Origin of the sequence: Dactylosporangium salmoneum (genome assembly GCF_039532525.1) — a bacterium.
Taxonomy (GTDB): domain Bacteria; phylum Actinomycetota; class Actinomycetes; order Mycobacteriales; family Micromonosporaceae; genus Dactylosporangium; species Dactylosporangium salmoneum.
Genome location: NZ_BAAARV010000123.1, coordinates 86,983 through 105,305 on the forward strand (window position 1 = coordinate 86,983; position 18,323 = coordinate 105,305).

17 protein-coding genes, 2 tRNA genes and 1 rRNA gene are annotated in these 18,323 nt (G+C 70.5%); 12 read left to right on the forward strand and 8 right to left on the reverse strand.

Annotation, left to right across the window (positions count from 1 at the left end):
- Positions 1 to 76: 76 nt before the first annotated feature.
- Complete coding sequence (locus ABD352_RS51985) at positions 77 to 1,297, reverse strand: GNAT family N-acetyltransferase (protein WP_344620095.1); 1,221 nt, start codon at positions 1,295 to 1,297, stop codon at positions 77 to 79.
- A 118-nt stretch (positions 1,298 to 1,415) separates the two neighbouring features.
- Between ABD352_RS51985 and ABD352_RS51990 the strand changes: the two genes are divergently transcribed.
- Both ABD352_RS51990 and ABD352_RS51995 read left to right on the forward strand, forming a co-directional pair.
- Positions 1,416 to 3,089 (forward strand): serine/threonine protein kinase, encoded by a 1,674-nt coding sequence (locus ABD352_RS51990; RefSeq protein WP_344620096.1) that lies wholly within the window; start codon positions 1,416 to 1,418, stop codon positions 3,087 to 3,089.
- Complete coding sequence (locus tag ABD352_RS51995; protein ID WP_344620097.1) at positions 3,086 to 3,820, forward strand: tyrosine-protein phosphatase; 735 nt, start codon at positions 3,086 to 3,088, stop codon at positions 3,818 to 3,820. Before ABD352_RS51990 ends, ABD352_RS51995 begins: the two co-directional genes overlap by 4 nt.
- Before the next feature lie 41 nt (positions 3,821 to 3,861).
- Here the strand turns inward: ABD352_RS51995 and ABD352_RS52000 are convergent, their stop codons facing one another.
- Positions 3,862 to 5,826 (reverse strand): glycosyltransferase family 2 protein, encoded by a 1,965-nt coding sequence (locus tag ABD352_RS52000; RefSeq protein ID WP_344620098.1) that lies wholly within the window; start codon positions 5,824 to 5,826, stop codon positions 3,862 to 3,864.
- Positions 5,827 to 5,962: 136 nt separating this feature from the next.
- Here ABD352_RS52000 and ABD352_RS52005 point away from each other — a divergent pair, with 136 nt between their 5' ends.
- Positions 5,963 to 7,021, forward strand: coding sequence for a glycoside hydrolase family 6 protein (locus tag ABD352_RS52005; RefSeq protein ID WP_344620099.1), 1,059 nt, complete (start codon positions 5,963 to 5,965; stop codon positions 7,019 to 7,021).
- On the opposite strand, the gene ABD352_RS52010 is transcribed toward ABD352_RS52005, so the two are convergent.
- The 4 genes from ABD352_RS52010 to ABD352_RS52025 form a co-directional block, all read right to left on the reverse strand.
- Entirely contained in the window at positions 7,022 to 7,720 is a 699-nt protein-coding gene (locus ABD352_RS52010) for a GntR family transcriptional regulator (protein ID WP_344620100.1), read from the reverse strand.
- Between the two features lie 54 nt (positions 7,721 to 7,774).
- A complete protein-coding gene (locus ABD352_RS52015) occupies positions 7,775 to 7,924 on the reverse strand; it encodes a hypothetical protein (RefSeq protein WP_344620101.1) in 150 nt (49 codons plus the stop codon).
- A 93-nt stretch (positions 7,925 to 8,017) separates the two neighbouring features.
- Entirely contained in the window at positions 8,018 to 8,698 is a 681-nt protein-coding gene (locus ABD352_RS52020) for an alpha/beta fold hydrolase (protein WP_344620102.1), read from the reverse strand.
- Positions 8,695 to 9,348: a DUF2625 family protein gene (locus ABD352_RS52025; RefSeq protein WP_344620103.1), complete on the reverse strand. Its 654-nt coding sequence runs from the start codon at positions 9,346 to 9,348 to the stop codon at positions 8,695 to 8,697. Before ABD352_RS52025 ends, ABD352_RS52020 begins: the two co-directional genes overlap by 4 nt.
- Before the next feature lie 119 nt (positions 9,349 to 9,467).
- On the opposite strand from ABD352_RS52025, the gene ABD352_RS52030 reads away from it, so the two are divergent.
- Positions 9,468 to 10,301 carry an SDR family oxidoreductase gene (locus ABD352_RS52030; protein WP_344620104.1) on the forward strand — a complete coding sequence of 278 codons (834 nt, stop codon included), beginning with the start codon at positions 9,468 to 9,470 and terminating at the stop codon, positions 10,299 to 10,301.
- A 98-nt stretch (positions 10,302 to 10,399) separates the two neighbouring features.
- Here the strand turns inward: ABD352_RS52030 and ABD352_RS52035 are convergent, their stop codons facing one another.
- Together ABD352_RS52035 and ABD352_RS52040 are read right to left on the reverse strand one after the other, a co-directional pair.
- Positions 10,400 to 10,543, reverse strand: a complete 144-nt coding sequence (locus ABD352_RS52035) for a hypothetical protein (RefSeq protein WP_344620105.1) — start codon at positions 10,541 to 10,543, stop codon at positions 10,400 to 10,402.
- 312 nt (positions 10,544 to 10,855) lie between these two features.
- Positions 10,856 to 10,926: transfer RNA gene (locus ABD352_RS52040), tRNA-Gly, on the reverse strand.
- Positions 10,927 to 11,068: 142 nt separating this feature from the next.
- On the opposite strand from ABD352_RS52040, the gene ABD352_RS52045 reads away from it, so the two are divergent.
- From ABD352_RS52045 to ABD352_RS52080, 8 genes are all read left to right on the forward strand, one after another.
- Positions 11,069 to 11,142 (forward strand) — tRNA-Pro (locus tag ABD352_RS52045).
- Between the two features lie 61 nt (positions 11,143 to 11,203).
- Positions 11,204 to 12,598, forward strand: coding sequence for a trigger factor (tig, locus tag ABD352_RS52050; RefSeq protein WP_344620106.1), 1,395 nt, complete (start codon positions 11,204 to 11,206; stop codon positions 12,596 to 12,598).
- A 131-nt stretch (positions 12,599 to 12,729) separates the two neighbouring features.
- Positions 12,730 to 13,380: an ATP-dependent Clp protease proteolytic subunit gene (locus tag ABD352_RS52055; RefSeq protein ID WP_344620107.1), complete on the forward strand. Its 651-nt coding sequence runs from the start codon at positions 12,730 to 12,732 to the stop codon at positions 13,378 to 13,380.
- An 11-nt stretch (positions 13,381 to 13,391) separates the two neighbouring features.
- Complete coding sequence (locus ABD352_RS52060) at positions 13,392 to 14,051, forward strand: ATP-dependent Clp protease proteolytic subunit (RefSeq protein ID WP_344620108.1); 660 nt, start codon at positions 13,392 to 13,394, stop codon at positions 14,049 to 14,051.
- Between the two features lie 263 nt (positions 14,052 to 14,314).
- A complete protein-coding gene (gene clpX, locus ABD352_RS52065; RefSeq protein ID WP_344620109.1) occupies positions 14,315 to 15,613 on the forward strand; it encodes an ATP-dependent Clp protease ATP-binding subunit ClpX in 1,299 nt (432 codons plus the stop codon).
- Positions 15,614 to 15,868: 255 nt separating this feature from the next.
- Complete coding sequence (locus ABD352_RS52070) at positions 15,869 to 16,702, forward strand: EamA family transporter (protein ID WP_344620110.1); 834 nt, start codon at positions 15,869 to 15,871, stop codon at positions 16,700 to 16,702.
- 127 nt (positions 16,703 to 16,829) lie between these two features.
- Positions 16,830 to 17,624: a carbon-nitrogen hydrolase family protein gene (locus ABD352_RS52075; protein WP_344620111.1), complete on the forward strand. Its 795-nt coding sequence runs from the start codon at positions 16,830 to 16,832 to the stop codon at positions 17,622 to 17,624.
- Between the two features lie 636 nt (positions 17,625 to 18,260).
- A 16S ribosomal RNA gene (locus tag ABD352_RS52080) occupies positions 18,261 to 18,323 on the forward strand; the annotation flags it as partial.

Genomic DNA, 18,323 nt, shown 5'->3' on the forward strand with positions numbered 1-18,323 from the left:
CCGCATGCGACGGCGGCGGCGCTGGATCCCTCCCATGTGCCTGACAGTACCGTCTCCGGCGCCGCCCGCCGAGGCATCAGAAGATTTCGATCGAGTTCGGCTTGGTGGGCCAGCCGAACGCGGCGCTCGCGGCGGTCACCGCGCTGGGCCGGTGCTCCCGGACCCGGCCCGCGAGGTGTAGCGCGCCGAGCGAGGTGCCGCCCAGGTAGACGGCGGCCACGTCGGCGATGTCCAGGCTCAGGTCGGGCTCGCCGTCGGACGGCGCGCAGGAGACCACGGCGCCGCCCGCGCCGACCCGAAGCCGCCAGCGCCCGGCGTTGTCCTCCATCAGCGCGTCGGTCACCTCGAGCACGACGTCGACCGGGGCGGCGTACTTGCGGGCGGTGAGGGCCCGCGGGAGGTCGGTGATGCGCACCCAGAGCCCGTCGCCGACCTTGCCGCCGAGCTGGCGGGGCTCGTCGACCATGTAGAACAGCGGCTCCTCGACGCTGGAGCAGCCCTGCACGAGGGTGCGGGACAGGTCGACGCGCAGCAGGAAGCGGTAGAGCTCGGCGTAGGCGGCCGTGGTGGTGGCGGCCACCTCGATGACGTTGACCTCCTGCTTGGGGCCGTTGTCGTCCCAGCCGGGCTTGATCCGGTAGCGGGCGTAGCCCTCGACCACGCCGTCCGGGTTCTCCCACAGCACCGCGCGGGCCGCCGTGCCACCCTCGCGGCGGTACTCCATGTCGCTCGTCAGGTGCTTCCACCAGGTCGCGTCGCGGCTCGACCAGCCGGGGCGGGTCGGGAGCACCTGGGAGTACACCTGGGAAAGCTCCTCGATCACGTCCGAGGGCACGGCGGAGCGCAGGGTGCCCGGCGCGGGCGGCACGCGCAGCGACAGCTCCCGCCGGTCGGCCCGGATGGTGACGTTCTGGGCGGCCAGGCCGTAGCCGAAGCGCTGGTAGATGCGCCCCTCGGAGGCCCACAGCGCGGCGATGGCCTCCGGCGCCGAGCGCAGCTGCTCGGTAATCATGCGGCTCAGCAGGCCCCTGCGGGTGTGCACCGGCGACACGACGACGCCTGTGACATGCGCCACGGGCACGACCGCGCCCGGCACCGCCATGTCGCGGGTGAACGCTGCCACCACCCCGACGACCTGCCCGCGGTGCTCCACGAGATGGTTGCGGTCCAGCTCGGAGATGGTGTGGTACGTGTCGTTCGGGTCCGGGGTGTGGGTGAGGCCGAACGCCTCCCGCCGGACCCGGCCAAGGGCGTCGCGGTCCGCCTCGGTCGCCGTGCGCAGCACATAGTCGCTCATCAGGTCGTGTCTACCTCGTGACCTCTACTGAGCGCGACCGATTTGCGCGCTCGTTACTCTCGGATTTGTAGGGGGCTTAGGCGGTTGCGTACGTTCGCTTGCTGGGGGGAGTCGTGTCATGACGCAGGGTGCGTTGTTGGACCTCGTGTGTGGTCCGGCGAGCCCTTTGCCCGAGACGTTTCAGCGGTACCGGCTGGTGGCCCACCTGGGCTCCGGCGGCCAGGCGGACGTCTACCGGGCCGTGCGCGTCTGTGGCGGGGTGACCTCGGCGCCGATGACGGTCAAGGTCTTCCGCGTCGACCCGCAGCGCCCGGTCGCCGACGAGCTGCGCTCCTGGGACAAGGGTGACGCCGCGCTCATGGATCTCAACAACCGCGGCGTGCAGGGCATCTGCCGGCGCGCCGACGGCTTCTACGGCCCGCCGCCGTACCGCCCCGGCGAGCGCCCGGCGCCGGGCGACGCCGTGCCCTACCAGGTCTACGACTACCTGCACGGCGTCAACCTGCGCGAATACGTGGCCCAGCGGGCGGGCGCGGCGCCTGGTGCCCGTCGGCTCGGGGCCGTCTCGGCGCTGAGGACCCTCGCCGTGGTACTGCAGAACCTCCACGAACCGCAGCAGGGCGGCGCCACGCCGGTGCTGCACATGGACGTGAAGCCGTCGAACGTGATGGTCCTCGCCACCGGCGAGGTGCGCCTGATCGACTTCACCGGGGCCCGGTACTTCCGCGAGGAGGAGATCACCCAGATCGCCTACACCCCGGAGTCGGGCGGCCCGGAGGCGTTCGGCGGGGTCAAGTACGTCGGCCCGGCCTACGACGTGCACGGCTTCGGCGCGGTGGCCTACTTCATGGTCACCGGCGCCTACCCGCGCGTCGACGGCCGCAGCGACCAGGGCGGCCCGCCGGACGCCTCCCCGCCGCCGTGGAACGTGCTGCGCCGCCACCCGCTGCTCGAGCGCGTCCCGGCCCTGCGCGACCACCTGCACGCCCCGCTGGCCGACAGCCCGGGCGACCGCCCGCCGACCCGCGACCTGCAGCGCTGGGTGAGCGACCTGGCCGACCTGGTGCGCCGCTCCGGCCTGCCCGACGTCGGCTGCGACTGGCGCGAGTCCGAGGCCACCGAGACCGGCCGCGCGGTCGGCCGCGCCCGCCCGTCGATCAGCGGCACCGAGACCGACGCCTACCAGCGCATCGAGCGCCTGGAGCGGGAGCTCGTGCAGCTGCGCTCCGGCGGCGGGACCGCTTTCTACCAGCCCGCCCCGCCGGTCTCCGTCTCCGCGCCCCCGGTCTCGGGCGTCCCCGTCTCCCCGGGCGGCGTGGCGGTCAACGCCGAGGGCGTCCCACAGATGCGCGGCCGAGCCAAGGTCATCCCGCGCCCGGCCCCCGAGCCGACCGGCATGATGCCCGTGGAGCCGGACGAGAGCCGCCTGGCCCGCTACACCCCACCCCGGGGGGAGCGCGCCCGTCAGCTCAAGATCGGGTGGGAGTACACCGGCACCGGCGCGGTCATCGCCTTCATCTGCTGGGGCCTGTGGGCACTGGACAGCGAGGGCAGCCTGACCGGCCCGTTCATCGCCTTCCTGGTCGTCCTGGCGGTCGCCGTGGGCGTCTTCGCCCTGACCCGCCTCCTCGGCCGCCTGCTGCTCGAGCAGCGCCTGGGCCGCCCGCGCCGCTCGGCCCGCGGCGCACACGCCCTGACCGGCCTCTTCCTGGCCGCCGCGGGCATCGCCTACCTGCGCGAGGTCAGCTATTTCGTGAGCGTCTACCAGTGGGTGAAGGACCTCATCGGGTGAGATTCTGGCGCCGCCGACGACCCTTCGCCGGTCACCTCGAGGGCCTGGTCAACTTCCGCGACCTGGGCGGCCTGCCGGCCTCGGGCGGCACGGTCCGCCCGGGGGTGCTCTTCCGCAGCGACTCCCTCGCCTACGCCACCCCCGCCGACGTCGCTTCCCTTGTCCACGACCTGCGCCTGACCACGGTGATCGACCTGCGCGGCGAGTACGAGGTCTCCCAGTTGGGCCGCGGCCCCCTCTCCGACTCCCGGGTGGAGTACTACTCGGCCCCGATCGCCGACGTGAGCGGCGCCGACGACCTGGTCGGCCACTACGTCGCGATCCTGGCCGAGAAGGGTTCGGTGCTCGCCGGCACGGTCCGGCACCTGGCCTGCGCCGGCACCCTGCCCGCGGTGTTCCACTGCGAGGCGGGCTGCGACCGCACCGGCGTCCTGGCCGCCGTGGTCCTCGGCCTGCTCGGGGTGCCGGAGGAGGCGATCGCCGCCGACTACGCGGCCACCGCGGCGGCGATGCCGACCATCCACGAGCGGGTGGCCGTGGTGGTGGACCGGCTGGGCCTGCCGCCGCGCCCGGCCTCCGTCGCGGTCTGGGAGCCGGAGGCGGCGCTGATGACCCGCACCTTGGACGAGGTCCGCTCGCGCTGGGGCGACATGGAGGGCTGGGCCCACGAGCACGGCCTGACCGGCGACGACCTGACGTCCCTGCGCGCCAACCTGGTCGTCGCTGTTTAGCCGTTGTTTGCCTTGCTCGCTCCGCTCGCTCGACGGCGACCTCACTCGTCGCGGTACTCGATCCGGGGTGGGCGGCGCTGGGCGGGGATGTCGGTCACCTTCGGCATGATGATGGTGGCGCCCACGTCCTCCAAGGGCTGCCCCGCCTCCCGGGCCGCCAGGCGTTCGCGCAGCAGTGCCGTCGGGATCTCCATCGTGATGTCGCCCGCGTGGTCCGGGGTGCCGGCCTGCTTCGGCACCGGGTGGTCCTTGGCCCGGCCCTCCCGCTCCAGGCTCTCCGCCCGCTCCTGGTCCCGCACCAGCCGCGCGTCCAGCCGCCACAGCACCAGCGGCGTGAGGCAGACCACCAGGGCGGCGCAGGGCCACAAGAGCGAGGCCGGGGCGGCGTACTCGCGCACGAAGGCGACCACGATCGTCGCGACCAGCAGGATCAGCCAGCCCAGGTGGTTACGGAACGTGCGCAGGCCGTCGCGCGAGGAGCTGGCGCCCTTCGGGGTCACCACGAAGCGGGCCGGGCGGCGGAACAGCGTGCTCAGCAGTTGGACGGCGTAGATGGGGGCGGCGATGATCGACATCAGCATGCCCTTGATGCCGCGGGAGTCCGGCGGTTCGTAGGGGCTGACGTTGTACTGCCGGTTGTTGATGTACAGCCAGAGCGAGAACGCCGTGGCGTCCGTGTACAGCGCGAACCACAGCTGGGGTGAGATGGTCATGCCGCTGACGCCCAGGCCCAGGAACAGGATCGCGTTGACGATGCCCAGGAGCCAGCCGATCGCCATCGACGGGTAGAAGGTCGTGATCAGCGTGTAGTGCAGCATCCCGCCCGGCGAGAGGCGCCAGAAGCGGCGCCAGTAGGTGCGGGTCAGGATCTCGAAGGTGCCACGCGACCAGCGCCGCTGCTGGCTGAAGTAGTCGTTCCAGCTCGACGGGCCCTCGCCGGCGGACAGGACGTCCGGGGTGTACACGGACTTCCAGCGGCGGCCGGTCTCCGGGTTGCGGGTCGTGTGCAGCATCAGGCCGGTGGCCATGTCCTCGGTGATCGAGTCGCTGAGGCCGCCGATGCTGCGCAGCGCCGAGATGCGGATCGCGTTGTTGGTGCCGACCAGCATCGAGGTGCCGTAGCGGTTGGCCGCGCGCTGGATCACGCTGTGGAACGGGAACTGCTGGGACTCCGCGGCGCGGGTGACGAAGGCCTCGCCGTTCTTGTAGCACTGCGGGCCGATGGCGTAGGCGACGTCGGGGTCGCGGAAGTACCCCACGATGCGCTCGGCGAAGTTGGCCAGCGGCACGTGGTCGGGGTCGACGGCGAGCATCACGTCGTAGTCGTCGCCGTGCGCGGCGATCCACGAGTTGTAGTTGCCGTGCTTGGTCTTCGCCCGGAAGGGGCCCTTCGGGCGGTTGTACCGGGCGATGCCCTTGCGCGTGAAGTGCCGGATGCCCAGCTCCTCGCACACGGCCTTGACCTCGTCGTCGTCGCCCTCGTCCAGCAGCCAGATGTCGAACACGCCGCGGTGGCGGATGCGCTTGGCCGCGCGCAGCGTGTCGCGGACCACCGCGATCGGCTCCTTGCTGGGCACGATCGTGGTGAGGAAGGCCAGGCGCAGGCTCGAGTCGGGGGTGACCGGGATCGGGTCGCGGGCGGTCATCGAGGCCAGCGACAGCGAGAGCACGTTGATCAGGCGGAGCAGCTCGACGATGGCGATGCTGCAGATGACGAACACGTTCGCGACGCCGGCCGCCTTGGCGACCGGGCCGGGGTTGGTCTGGGCGAAGTGCGCCGGCTGGAGCAGCCAGAGGCAGAAGATGACCTCGAAGCAGATGTTGAACAACGCGATGAAGATCGAGCCGGCGACCCGGGGGCGGCCGTTGATCGTGCGCTGCGCGCGGTAACGGACCCGGTACGGCACCCCCGTCGGCGGAGGGTTCAGCGGGCCGGCGAGCCTGCTGAAGCTCTCCAGCCGCGCCCACGACCGCCCGAATACGGGGATCTCGAATGGCTCCGTCACGGGATCCTCTCGGTGTGTTGCCCGTGGCCCGGTCCCCGGTCCCTGACCGCCACAGAGCATAGGTCACGTTCCGCCGGGATGCCCCTCCGCGAATCGGCTCACCCGAGTGGGTGATCCGGCGGGGTACCCTCCCGTGGTGGCGAACACGGTTGGTCGGGGGGCGGTGCTGCTCGTCCTCGCGCTGTCGGGGTTGGCCGGGTGCGGCAAGGACGACCCGCCCGAGCCGTCGGCCGCGCCGAGCTACCGCAACTGCTCGCCGGCGACGGCGGCGGCCGAGCCCGCGGCGAAGGGCAACCCTCTCGCCGGCCGCACGCTCTTCGTCGACCCCAACGGCCCCGCGGCAGAGCAGGTCGAGCGCTGGAGCGGCGGCCAGGACCGCGCCGCCGACGCCACCACCCTGCGCCGCATCGCCGACCGGCCGGCCGCCCTGTGGGTCAGCGACGGCCAGAGCTCCGTGGGCGCGCGGGTCGACACCGTGCTGACCTGCGCGGCCGCCCAGAAGCAGCTGCCGGTGCTGGTGGCGTACAACATCCCCCACCGCGACTGCGGCAAGTACTCCTCCGGCGGTGCCGCCTCGCCCGATGCGTACAAGGCGTGGATCCGCGCCTTCGCGGCCGGCGTCAAGGGCCGCCCGGTCGCCGTGATCCTCGAGCCGGACGCCGTCGCGCACGCCGTCGAGGGTTGTGAGACTTCGCAGCGGTACGAGTTGCTCTCCGACGCCGTCGCGGTGCTCAAAGGCACGGGCTCGGCCGCCGTCTACCTCGACGCCGGGAACCCGCGCTGGATCACCGACGTGCACCAGCTGGCCGACGCCCTGAAGCAGGCCGGGATCGGCAAGGCCGACGGGTTCGCCCTCAACGTCGCGAACTTCTACAAGACGGCGGAGAACGTGTCGTACGGCAAACAGGTCTCCGACGCCCTCCCGAACAAGCCGCACTTCGTCATCGACACCAGCCGCAACGGCGCCGGGCCGGTGGAGGGCGCGGACGTCGACGGGGGCCCGCACTGGTGCAACCCGCCCGGCCGGCTCCTCGGCAACGCCCCGACCACGACGAACACCGGCGACTCCCGCGTCGACGCCCTGCTGTGGGTCAAGCGCCCGGGCGAGTCGGACGGCGCCTGCCGGCCGGGGGAGCCCCCGGCCGGCCAGTGGTGGCCCGAGTACGCCCTGGACCTGGCCCAGCGCTCGAACTGATCACAGGTCGTAGGTCGACAGCATCGCGGCCGCCTCGCGGGCCAGGACCGTGTCGACCGCCAGCAGCGGGTCGCTGCGCACGTCCAGCACGGTGATCAGGGAGACGGCCACGCTGCGCGGTTCCGGCAGCCGCAGCGCCGCCGCCTCCCCGCCGGTGGCCAGCCGGGCGCCGACCCGCTCGATCACCCGGCCGGCCGCGATCCCGTTGCGCCGCTCGAGGTGGGCGAGCAGGCCGCCCTCCGGGTCCAGGGTGGTCAGGTCGGTCAGGCTGGCCGGCACGAACACCGTGCGCAGCCCGAACGGCGGCGCGTCGCGCGGCGCCAGGACGTACCGCCCGGACAGCAGCGGCACCCCGGGCGCCCTTCCCAGCGCGGCGGCGATGCGCGCCGGGGCCGAGACCAGGCGCACCCCTTGCAGCGCCGCGTCCTCCCCGGTGAGCAGCAGGTGCTTGACCCGGTCCGGCAGCTGGGCGAACCGGATCGCCGGTCGGCCGAGCACGACGCGGCCCTTGCCCTGCACGCCCCGGATCCAGCCCCGCAGGCTCAGCTGGCGCAGGGCCCGCACGACGGTCGCCCGGGAGGTGCCGAACTCGCGCGTGAGCTCGGCCTCGGTCGGGAGGTAATCCCCGATCTCGTACTGCTTGGCGTCGATGCGGCGCTGGAGGACGGTGAAAATCTCGGTGTACTTCGAGATCGGCACGGCAGCCACGAAACCCTTCGAGTCCGGCTGCGAACCGTATTCACCACCCTACGGTCAGCGCCACCGCACTGGGAAGACGCCGAGCTTCGCCTCGTGCTGCGGATCGCCGGCCTCGACGTGGCCGGTGGGCTTCGTGCAACGGACCTCGACGTCGCCGGTGGCGGTCGGGCTGATCTTCGTGGCAGGGCAGTTCGCGATCTCCATGCCCGGGAACCCTAGTCGAACATGTGTGCGAACACAGTACGGATCAAGGAATTGACCTGGGAAAACGCCCGAAAGCTGCCCGGCCGTGCCCGATCATCCGGTTTCGCGCAGGAAGCCCTTGACCGCGGCCGCGAACGGTCGCGGGGCCAGGCTGTGGATGCGGTGCCCGACGGCGATGGTGGCGAGCCGGGCACCCGGGACGGCCGCCGCGAGCTCCTCCAGCCGGACCGGCGGGATGTGGCTCTTCGGCCCGCCCGACAGCACCAGCGTCGGCGCCGCGATCCGGCCCAGCCCCGCCCACCAGCCCGGGTCCGGCTCCCGCAGCTGCTCGATCGCGGAGGTCAGCGCGACGCGGTCGAAGCGCCGCCGCCGCAGCCCCATGGTCAGCGCGGACAGCGCCAGTTTGGCTCGCGAGAACCCACCGGCCGGCCCGTCGCGCGGCGGCACCGGCGGGTCCTCCAGCACCAGCCGGGCCACCCGCCCGGGCTCACGCTGCGCGATCACGGACGCCACGTGCCCGCCGAGCGAGTGCCCGACGAGCACGACCGGTCCGAGCGCGAGCTCGTCGAGCAGTTCGAGCACGTCGTCCGCGTGATTTCCCAAGGTGTACGCCGAACAGCGCGGACTCTCGCCGTGGCCGCGCAGGTCGGGTGCGACAACGCGGTAGCCCTCGGCCTCGCGGGTGAACGCGTCCCAGGTGCCCCGCCCGCTCCCGCCGCCGTGCAGCAGCACCATCGGCGCCCCGGCGCCGGAGTCGTTGCGGGCGAGCCTCATGTGCCGAGCTGGTCGGCCGTGTCGTGCTTCACCGAGACGAGCTCACGCATCGGGACCGCGTGGCGGCTGCAGCTCTCGATGTCCTTGCCCTCCTTGGAGAACAGCGGCGGCCAGGTGTGGATGCCGTTGTCGAGCGGGCAGGCGGCCACCTCGTCGCGCCAGCCGGTCCAGCGCCAGCTCAGGTAGAACTGGTCGAGCGCGCCGCCCAGCATGGCGTAGAGCCAGTCGGTGTAGCCGAGAGTGAGGTCCTCCCAGCGCAAGGTGTCGGGCGCGAAGTAGTGGATGGTGGGCCGGCCGTCCTCGGCCTCGCCCTGGCGCCACACGAACTCGCCGCCCATCACGTCCTGCGCGACGAGCAGCCCGGCCGGCTCGAAGACCTCGTTGACCGCGTGGATGTCGGCGAGCCGCCGGCGCGGGTTGCCCGAGCCGAAGACCCGCAGCCAGCCGCCGTCGACGACGAGGCCGCCGGTGCCGTACACCAGAGCGCCGAGCCAGGACGCGGTGCCGACCTGCAGCCGGTGCAGGCACGACGCCGCCCGGTCGGGGTCGGTCGGCAGGATCTCGATCGCATACGGCGAGCCGGTGACCGAGGCCTCGATCTCGGCCCAGGCGGACCGGTCGTCGGAGATCAGCTCCGCCAGCGAGCGCACCCGCCAACTGTACGGCCGGCGACCCGCCGGACACGAACGGCGGAAAAGGCCGCTGAATGATTGTCATTCACGTTTCTCAGACTGTCGGTCGGCGGATACTGAGAGTCACTATGCGGAACATGACTCGTCGCTGGTTGATCACTGGCTGCTCCACCGGCCTGGGACGCGCACTGGCCGAGGCGGTAGCCGCCTCCGGACAGCAGGTTCTGGCCACGGCCCGCAACCCGGAGACCCTCGAGGACCTCCGGGACCGGTACCCCAGCACCCTTGCCACCTGCATGCTGGACGTGTGCGACCCCGATGACTGTCACAACGCGGTACACGCCGCGCTGGCCCGCTACGGCGGCGTGGACGTGCTGGTGAACAACGCCGGCACCGGCCACTTCGGCGCCGTCGAGGAGGTCACGGAGGCCGAGCTGCAGGCCCAGCTGGCCGTCAACCTGATCGCCCCTTGGCGCCTGACCCGCATGGTCCTTCCCCTGATGCGCGCCCAGGGCTTCGGCGACATCGTCATGGTCTCCTCGACCGCGGGCCGCATGGCCTGCCCCGGCCTGGGCGCCTACTCGGCCGCCAAGTACGCCCTGGAGGGCATGGTCGAGACCCTGTCCCTGGAGCTGTCGGGCAGCGGCGTACACGCCATGGCCGTGGAGCCCGGCATGTTCCAGACGGAGTGGGGCACCTCCCTGACGGAGTCCACCGACCACATCCCGGCCTACGCCGGCGTGGTCTCCCCGATGCTGGCCGGCGTGCGCGCCCTGAAGTCCCTGCCGGTGGCCAACCCGCCGGAGCTGTTCGCCGCGGAGCTGATGCGCCTGATCGACTCCGACGAGCGCCCGATCCGCATGCCGATCGGCACGGACGCGTGGACCACCCTGCTGGACGCCGCCCAGCGCGACTACACGGCCCTGCTGAACGCCCGCCAGGTCCCCGTCCCGGTCCCCGCCCCCGTGTAAGCAGGGGCATCCGGGCCTCCACCACGTGGAGCAGGGCGTCCGTGGGGAGGTGTGGCAGAAGCGATTCGAGGCGGCGCCGAACCGGCCGGGTGCAGCGTCTACTTCTTCAGCATTTCCGGCATCCGGGTGCAGTTGAGCGACACGACGTCGGCCGAGTCGGCGTTCGCCCGGCTCCAGGACTTCACGGCCATCGAGGGGCTGTCGTACTCGCCGCTGGTCGGCAGCCCTTCCTTCCGGTTCACGCCGGTTCACGCCGGCGTGAGCCGGCCAGGGTGAATTCGGAGGCGGGGAAGCATCAGCGGATCGAGCGGTTCGGCCCTGCGGGTAACGGCACGTATCGTTCAAAGGGACAAACCGTCGCGAAGTCCGACCGGCTAGGGCAATGCCGGCGCGATGGGTGCCTGTTCGGGCCGGTCGGGCTCCGGGCGTACAACTGCCACTGCATGCCGGCGGGAAACTGGACGCCGTCGGGGGAGGCGCCGCGGGTCTTGAGGGGGTTCGGGTGGAGCGAAGCTCCCCCCGGCAGCGAGCGGAGCGAGCAAGGTAAACAAAAGAGCGGGCGAGGAGAATCGAACTCCCACCGTCAGTTTGGAAGACTGAAGCTCTGCCATTGAGCTACGCCCGCACGCACCCAGAGGCCCAGGTGCCGCTCTAGCGTACCCAATGACCCCACCCTCCGCCCGTCCCGGGTGCCCACGGCGTGCGACACCGGCATACCGAGCGGCGCGCCGCCCGGCCGAGCGCATACACTTGCCGACGCACACCACCGGGGTGTAGCGCAGTTTGGTAGCGCACTCGCTTTGGGAGCGAGGGGCCGTGGGTTCAAATCCCGCCACCCCGACCGGGCACGTCAAAGCGCAAGCCGCCAGTCCACAAGCCGTAGCAATGAGGGAGAAAGTTCTGTGAAGAGCACCGTCGAGACCCTGGGCCCGACGCGCGTGCGGCTCGAAATCGAGGTGCCGTTCGCTGAGCTCGAGCCGAGCCTGAAGAAGGCGTACCGCGAGATCGGCTCGCAGGTCAACATCCCCGGGTTCCGTCGTGGCAAGGTGCCCCAGGCGGTCATCGACCAGCGGGTGGGGCGCGGGGCGGTGCTCAACGAGGCCGTTCAGGAGGTCATCCCGACGCAGATCCTCGCCGCCGTGCGGGAGCACGAGGTGAAGACGCTCGGGCGGCCCGAGGTGGAGATCACCGAGTTCGCGGACGGGCAGCCGCTGAAGTTCAAGGCCGAGGTGGACGTGCGGCCGGAGATCTCGCTGCCGGAGCTGAGCGACATCCAGGTGACCGTCGACGCGCTGGTGGTGTCGGACGAGGACGTGGAGGAGCAGCTCAAGGGGCTGCGGGACCGGTTCGCGACGCTGAAGACGGTGGAGCGCTCGGCGCTGGTCGGCGACTTCGTGCAGATCGACCTGACCGCGACCGTCGACGGCGAGGAAGTGCCGGGCGGCAGCGCGACCAACGTGTCGCACGAGGTCGGCAGCGGCCAGCTGGTGCCGGGCCTGGACGACGTGCTGGTGGGCATGAGCGCCGACGACTCGACGACCTTCACGACCCAGCTGGTCGGCGGGGAGTTCGAGGGGCGCGACGCCGAGGTGGCCGTCACGGTCAAGTCGGTGAAGGACAAGCAGCTGCCGGAGCTGGACGACGAGTTCGCGCAGCTGGCCAGCGAGTTCGACACCCTCGACGAGCTGAAGGACGACCTGCGCACCCGGCTCACCCGGGTGAAGCGGATGGAGCAGCTGTACTCCGCGCGTGACCTGGCCCTGAAGGCGGTCATCGACGCGACCGACGTGCCCGCGCCCGAGGGCGTGGTGAAGGACGAGGTCGAGTCGCGCAAGGAGTCGATGAACGACCAGCTCCAGCGGATCGGGGCGTCGTTCGAGGACTACCTGCAGACCGAGGGCAAGACCGAGGAGGAGATGGACGCCGAGCTCAACGAGGCGGCCGTCGAGGGCGTGAAGGTCCAGCTGGTGCTCGACACCCTGGCCGACGCCGAGAACATCCAGGTCACCGACGACGAGTTCGGGCACGAGATCGTGCACCGCGCACAGCGGGCCGGCATGGGGCCGCAGCAGTACTACGACCAGCTGGTCCAGGCCGGCGTGGCCGGCGCCGTCTTCGGCGACGTGCGCCGCGGCAAGGCGCTCGGGCTGGTGCTGGAGCGGGTGAAGATCGTGGACAGCGAGGGCACGGCGCTGAGTCTGGACGACCTGCGCGGCTCGGTCGAGGACCACGAGGGCCACGACCACGGCGACCACGAGGGTCACGATCACGCCGACCACGAGGGTCACAACCACTAACGTTGTAGGCCGGGGCAAAAGCCCCGGCCTTCACCACGGTGCGCTCATAGCGAAATGCGGTCCGCACGGGAAGCTGTCGCTCCCCGCACCGGTTAGGGTCGGCAAGTACAAGACTCTTGCGAAGGGCTGCCATGACCGACCTGCATATTCCAGCGTCGCCAGTCAGTCCCGCGCCCCACGGGCGCGGTCGGGGCGCGGACACGAGCCTGACGCTCGACGACTCGGTGTTCAACCGGCTGCTCAAGGAGCGGATCATCTTCCTGGGCAGCGAGGTCAACGACCAGGTTGCCAACCGGATCTGTGCCCAGATGCTGTTGCTCGCCGCAGAGGACGAGGAGCGGGACATCTGGCTTTACATCAACTCGCCCGGTGGCTCCGTCTACTCGGGCATGGCGATCTACGACATCATGCAGTTCGTCTCGAATGACGTGGCGACTGTCGCGATGGGCATGGCCGCCTCGATGGGCCAGCTGCTGCTGTGCGCCGGCGCGCCCGGCAAGCGCATGGCCCTGCCGCACGCGCGGATCATGATGCACCAGCCGTCCGGCGGCATCGGGGGCACGGCTGCCGACATCGCCATCCAGGCCGAGCAGATGCTCTACACCAAGCGCATGTTCCAGGAGCGGGTGTCGTTCCACACGGGGCAGTCGCTCGAGCAGATCGAGGCCGACTCCGACCGTGACCGCTGGTTCACCGCCAATGAGGCGCGGGACTACGGCTTCATCGACAAGGTGATCACCGGGGCCCAGCAGGCTCCGGAAGGCGCCGGAACTCTGGCCTGAGGAGCGAAGCCATGACCGACCTGAGCCTGCCGCCGGCGCTGCGTGAGGTGCACAACCGTTACATCCTGCCGTCGTACGTCGAGCGGACGTCGTACGGCATCAAGGAGACCAACCCGTACAACAAGCTGTTCGAGGACCGGATCATCTTCCTCGGCGTGCAGATCGACGACGCGTCGGCCAACGACGTGATGGCGCAGCTGCTGACGCTGGAGAGCACCGAGCCGGACCGCGACATCACGCTGTACATCAACTCGCCGGGCGGCTCGTTCACGGCCATGACGGCGATCTACGACACCATGCTGTACGTCCGGCCCGACATCCTCACGGTGTGCCTGGGCCAGGCGGCCAGCGCGGCCGCGGTGCTGCTCGCCGCCGGCACGCCCGGCAAGCGCCTCGCGCTGCCCAACTCGCGCATCATCATCCACCAGCCGGCCACCGAGGGCGGCTACGGTCAGGGCTCGGACATCGAGATCCAGGCCCGGGAGATCATGCGGATGCGGACCCAGCTCGAGGAGATGGTGTCCCGGCACACCGGCCAGCCGGTCGAGAAGGTCCGCAAGGACATCGACCGCGACAAGATCCTGACGGCGGACGAGGCCAAGGAGTACGGCCTGGTCGACAACGTGCTGGTCAGCCGCAAGAAGTCCAGCCTGGTCGCGTCGGGCAACTGACGCCGCTGGAAGCACACCCTCATCGGCTCGCCCAACCCCCGGGTTCGGCGAGCCGATGAGGTTACCGACGGGTCACCTCAGAATGCGCGTGGGAAACCCGTCGTCGGGCAGGTGGTCGAAAAGACACCCCCGCGTAGGGGGTCGGAATACGGGCGACCACCAGGTAACGTCGAGGCAGTAGCCAGCGAGGGCGTTCTTTGCACCGCGCGGCGAGAGAGATGCGATCCGGACGTTGGGTCCGGCCGAAGGCAGGGAGATCGTAGGTGGCACGGATCGGCGACGGCGGCGACCTACTGAAGTGCTCCTTCTGCGGCAAGTCGCAGAAGCAGGTGAAAAAGCTGATCGCCGGCCCTGGCGTCTACATCTGCGACGAGTGCATTGATCTCTGCAACGAGATCATCGAGGAAGAGCTGGCGGAGTCGGGCGACGTCAAGTTCGACGAGCTGCCCAAGCCGATGGAGATCTGCGCCTTCCTCGACCAGTACGTCGTCGGGCAGGACCAGGCCAAGAAGGCCCTCGCGGTGGCGGTCTACAACCACTACAAGCGGGTCCAGGCCGAGTCCGGCAGCAACTCGGGCGGCGACGGCGTCGAGCTGGCCAAGTCCAACATCCTGCTGATCGGGCCGACCGGCTGCGGCAAGACGCACCTGGCCCAGACGCTCGCGCGGATGCTCAACGTCCCGTTCGCGATCGCCGACGCCACGGCGCTGACCGAGGCCGGCTACGTCGGCGAGGACGTCGAGAACATCCTGCTGAAGCTGATCCAGGCGGCCGACTACGACATCCGCCGGGCCGAGACCGGGATCGTCTACATCGACGAGGTCGACAAGATCGCCCGCAAGTCGGAGAACCCGTCGATCACCCGGGACGTCTCCGGCGAGGGCGTCCAGCAGGCGTTGCTGAAGATCATCGAGGGCACGGTGGCCAACGTGCCGCCGCAGGGCGGGCGCAAGCACCCGCACCAGGAGTTCATCCAGATCGACACGTCCAACGTGCTCTTCATCTGCGGTGGCGCCTTCGCCGGCCTCGACCGGATCGTCCAGCAGCGGGTCGGCAAGGGCGGCACCGGCTTCGGGGCCAACCTCCGCTCGATCACCGACCGGACCGCCGACGACGCCTTCAGCGACGTGATGCCGGAGGACATGCTCAAGTTCGGCCTGATCCCCGAGTTCATCGGCCGCCTGCCGGTGATCACGAGCGTCAAGAGCCTGGACCGTGACGCGCTGGTCAAGATCCTGACCGAGCCGCGCAACGCGCTCGTCCGGCAGTACCAGCGGCTGTTCGAGCTGGACGGGGTCGAGCTCGAGTTCGCGCCCGAGGCCCTGGAGTCCATCGCCGACCAGGCCATCCTCCGCGGCACCGGCGCCCGCGGCCTGCGGGCCATCATGGAAGAGGTTCTGCTCTCCGTGATGTACGAGGTGCCGAGCAACCCCAACATCGCCCGCGTGCTGATCACCCGCGAGGTCGTGCTGGAGAAGGTCATCCCGACGATCGTGCCGCGGGACCTGGCCGCCCACCGCGTCGGCCGGCGCCGCGCGGACCGCGAGGAAAAGTCCGCCTGACCCACCGTCGTTCAGCGTGACCTGGGACCCAGCGTCCCGGGTCACGCTGCGTTTCGGGCCAAGAGCCACCGTCGTGCAGCGTGACCTGGGACCCAGCGTCCCGGGTCACGCTGCGTTTCGGGCCAAGAGCCACCGTCGTTCAGCGTGACCTGGGACCCAGCGTCCCGGGTCACGCTGCGTTTCGGGCCAAGAGCGCGGCCGTGACAACGGAAAAACGCGTGGCGCGGCAGATTGGCAACGGATACCGTTGCCGCCGTGCTGTTCCTCGTGTGTGCCGCGGCGTCCGCCCTCGTCTGGGGCGCGGGTGACTTCGCCGGCGGCAAGGCGAGCCAGCGCGCCAACTCGTTCGTCGTGGCGCTCGTCGCCGAGACCGCCGGCATCCCGCTCGTCGTCGGCTGGCTGCTGGCGACCGGCACCGGCTGGCCGAGCGCGGCCGACCTCGCCTGGGGCGCGGCGTCGGGGCTCGTCGGCAACGCCGGGCTGGTGATCTTCTACCGGGCGCTCGCCAGCGGCGCGATGTCGATCGTGGCGCCGTTGACGGCGACGACGACTGCCGCCGTACCGTTGCTGCTCGGGCTCTTCCTCGATCGCCTCCCGTCGGCGCTCGCGCTCGTCGGGGCCGTCGTGGCGGTGGCCGCGATCACGCTCGTCAGCGCGGGGCCGCGCAACGGGGCCACGGCGTCCCGGGCGCTGCTCGGGCTCGCCCTGCTGTCCGGGGTGTTGTTCGGGGGGTACTTCACGATCGTCGCCCAGACCTCCGAGGCATCCGGCCTGTGGCCGTTGCTGGCCGGCCGCGTGGCGGGGGTCAGCGGCCTATTGGTGGCCATGCGGGCCCTTCGGGTGCCCGCGCGTGCTTCTGCGCGCACGTTGGCTCTGGGGGGTACCGCGGGAGCCTTCGACGTCGCCGCCAACGCGCTCTATTTGTTCGCGGTGCGCGGCGGGGTGCTCAGCGTCGCGGCGCCGCTCGCTTCGCTCTATCCCGTATCGACGGTACTGCTGGCGATGGCCGTCGACCGCGAGCGGATGCGGCCGCTGCAGATCACGGGGCTCGGCCTGGCCGCGGTGGCTCTGGTGCTGACCGCCGGCTGATGTTGTGGGCTACGGGGCGTCGGCCCGGGTGGGTCTCGCGCTGGTGGGTCTCGCGCTGGCTGCGGTGGGTCTCGCGCTGGCCGCGGTGGGCCTCGTGCTGGCCGCCGGGTGACCGTAGGCTGGCGGCATGCGTGTAGCGGTGTGTCAGCTCAACGCCCGGGACGATCGGGCGGAGAACCTGCGGGTGGCCCGGTCGCTGCTGCAGCGGGCTGCCGACGGGGGCGCCGACCTGGCGGTCCTGCCCGAGTACGTGGACTACCTCGGCCGCGCCGCCTCCGCGCCCAAGCCGGAGCCCATCGACGGGGAGTTCGCGTCGTTCTTCGCCGACGCCGCGCGCGAGCTCGGGATGTGGGTGCACGCCGGGTCCTTCCACGAGATCGGGCCGGACCCGGAGCACACGTACAACACCACGCTCGTCTTCGACCGGTCCGGCCACCTGGCCGCGACGTATCGAAAGATCCATCTCTACGACGTCGAGATCCCCGGCCGCGTCTCCTACCAGGAGTCGGCCACGGTGGCCCCCGGCGCATCGACGCAGCTCGTCGACCTCGAGCGGATCAGGCTGGGTCTGTCCATCTGCTATGACCTGAGGTTCCCGGAGTTGTACCGCGCATTGGCCATCGACGGCGCGACCGTGCTCGTCGTGCCGGCGGCGTTCATGCTCCACACCGGCCGGGACCACTGGGAGGTGCTCCTGCGCGCGCGGGCCATCGAGAACCAGTGCTACGTGCTCGCCGCCGGGCAGATCGGCAACCATGACCCGGAGCGCACCTGCTTCGGGCGCAGCATGGTCGTCGACCCGTGGGGGACGGTCGTGGCGCAGGCGCCGGACGTCGTCGGCGTGACGTTCGCGGACCTCGACCTCGAGCGGCTCGGGGAGATCCGCCAGACACTCCCGAGTCTTGCCAACCGGCGGATTTGACGCGGCCACCGCAAGGTCCGTATGGTTCTCCAGGTCCGAGGGACTGGGCGGAAACAACCAGTTCGTCGGGTTAGTACTGAAACGGGCGGTGCGACCGTATTTGGCGATCGCGAAGCCGACCGGGTAAGGTACTCCAGCCAATCCCGAGCAAGTCTCGGCGCCGGTAATACGGCGCGGGTGATGCGCGCGGGAGAAACGGCTCGGAAGGTCAGTAAGCGGGAAACGCGAGCTTGACAGACCGGAACGGGCTGGTAAGGTAGTAAGGCCGGTGGCGAGCCGGGCAGGCAAGCGAGCGAAACACTCGAGTGCCGGCCGGTGCGACCGGATCTCCCGAAACAAGATCACCGGAAACGGTGGCCTTGTTATGCTCGGGAAAACCGCTGGAAGTAAAGAGATCCAACAAGGGTCTTGACAACGGAAAGCGACCTGGTAAGATAGAGTGGTTGCCCCGGACGAGGCGAGCGAATGCGAATCTCGACGGTGTGTGTTGGTTGTTTGAGAACTCAACAGGGTGCTTGTTAAGCCAGTGCCAAATGATTATTACCCCGTGGCACGGGTCCTTTTGGATCGGTGTCTGGGATTCCTTTGGTGACAACATGTTTGTTGCCGGGTGATTTGCTCACCAACCTTTAGGTTTTGTTGGAGAGTTTGATCCTGGCTCAGGACGAACGCTGGCGGCGTGCTTAACACATGCAAGTC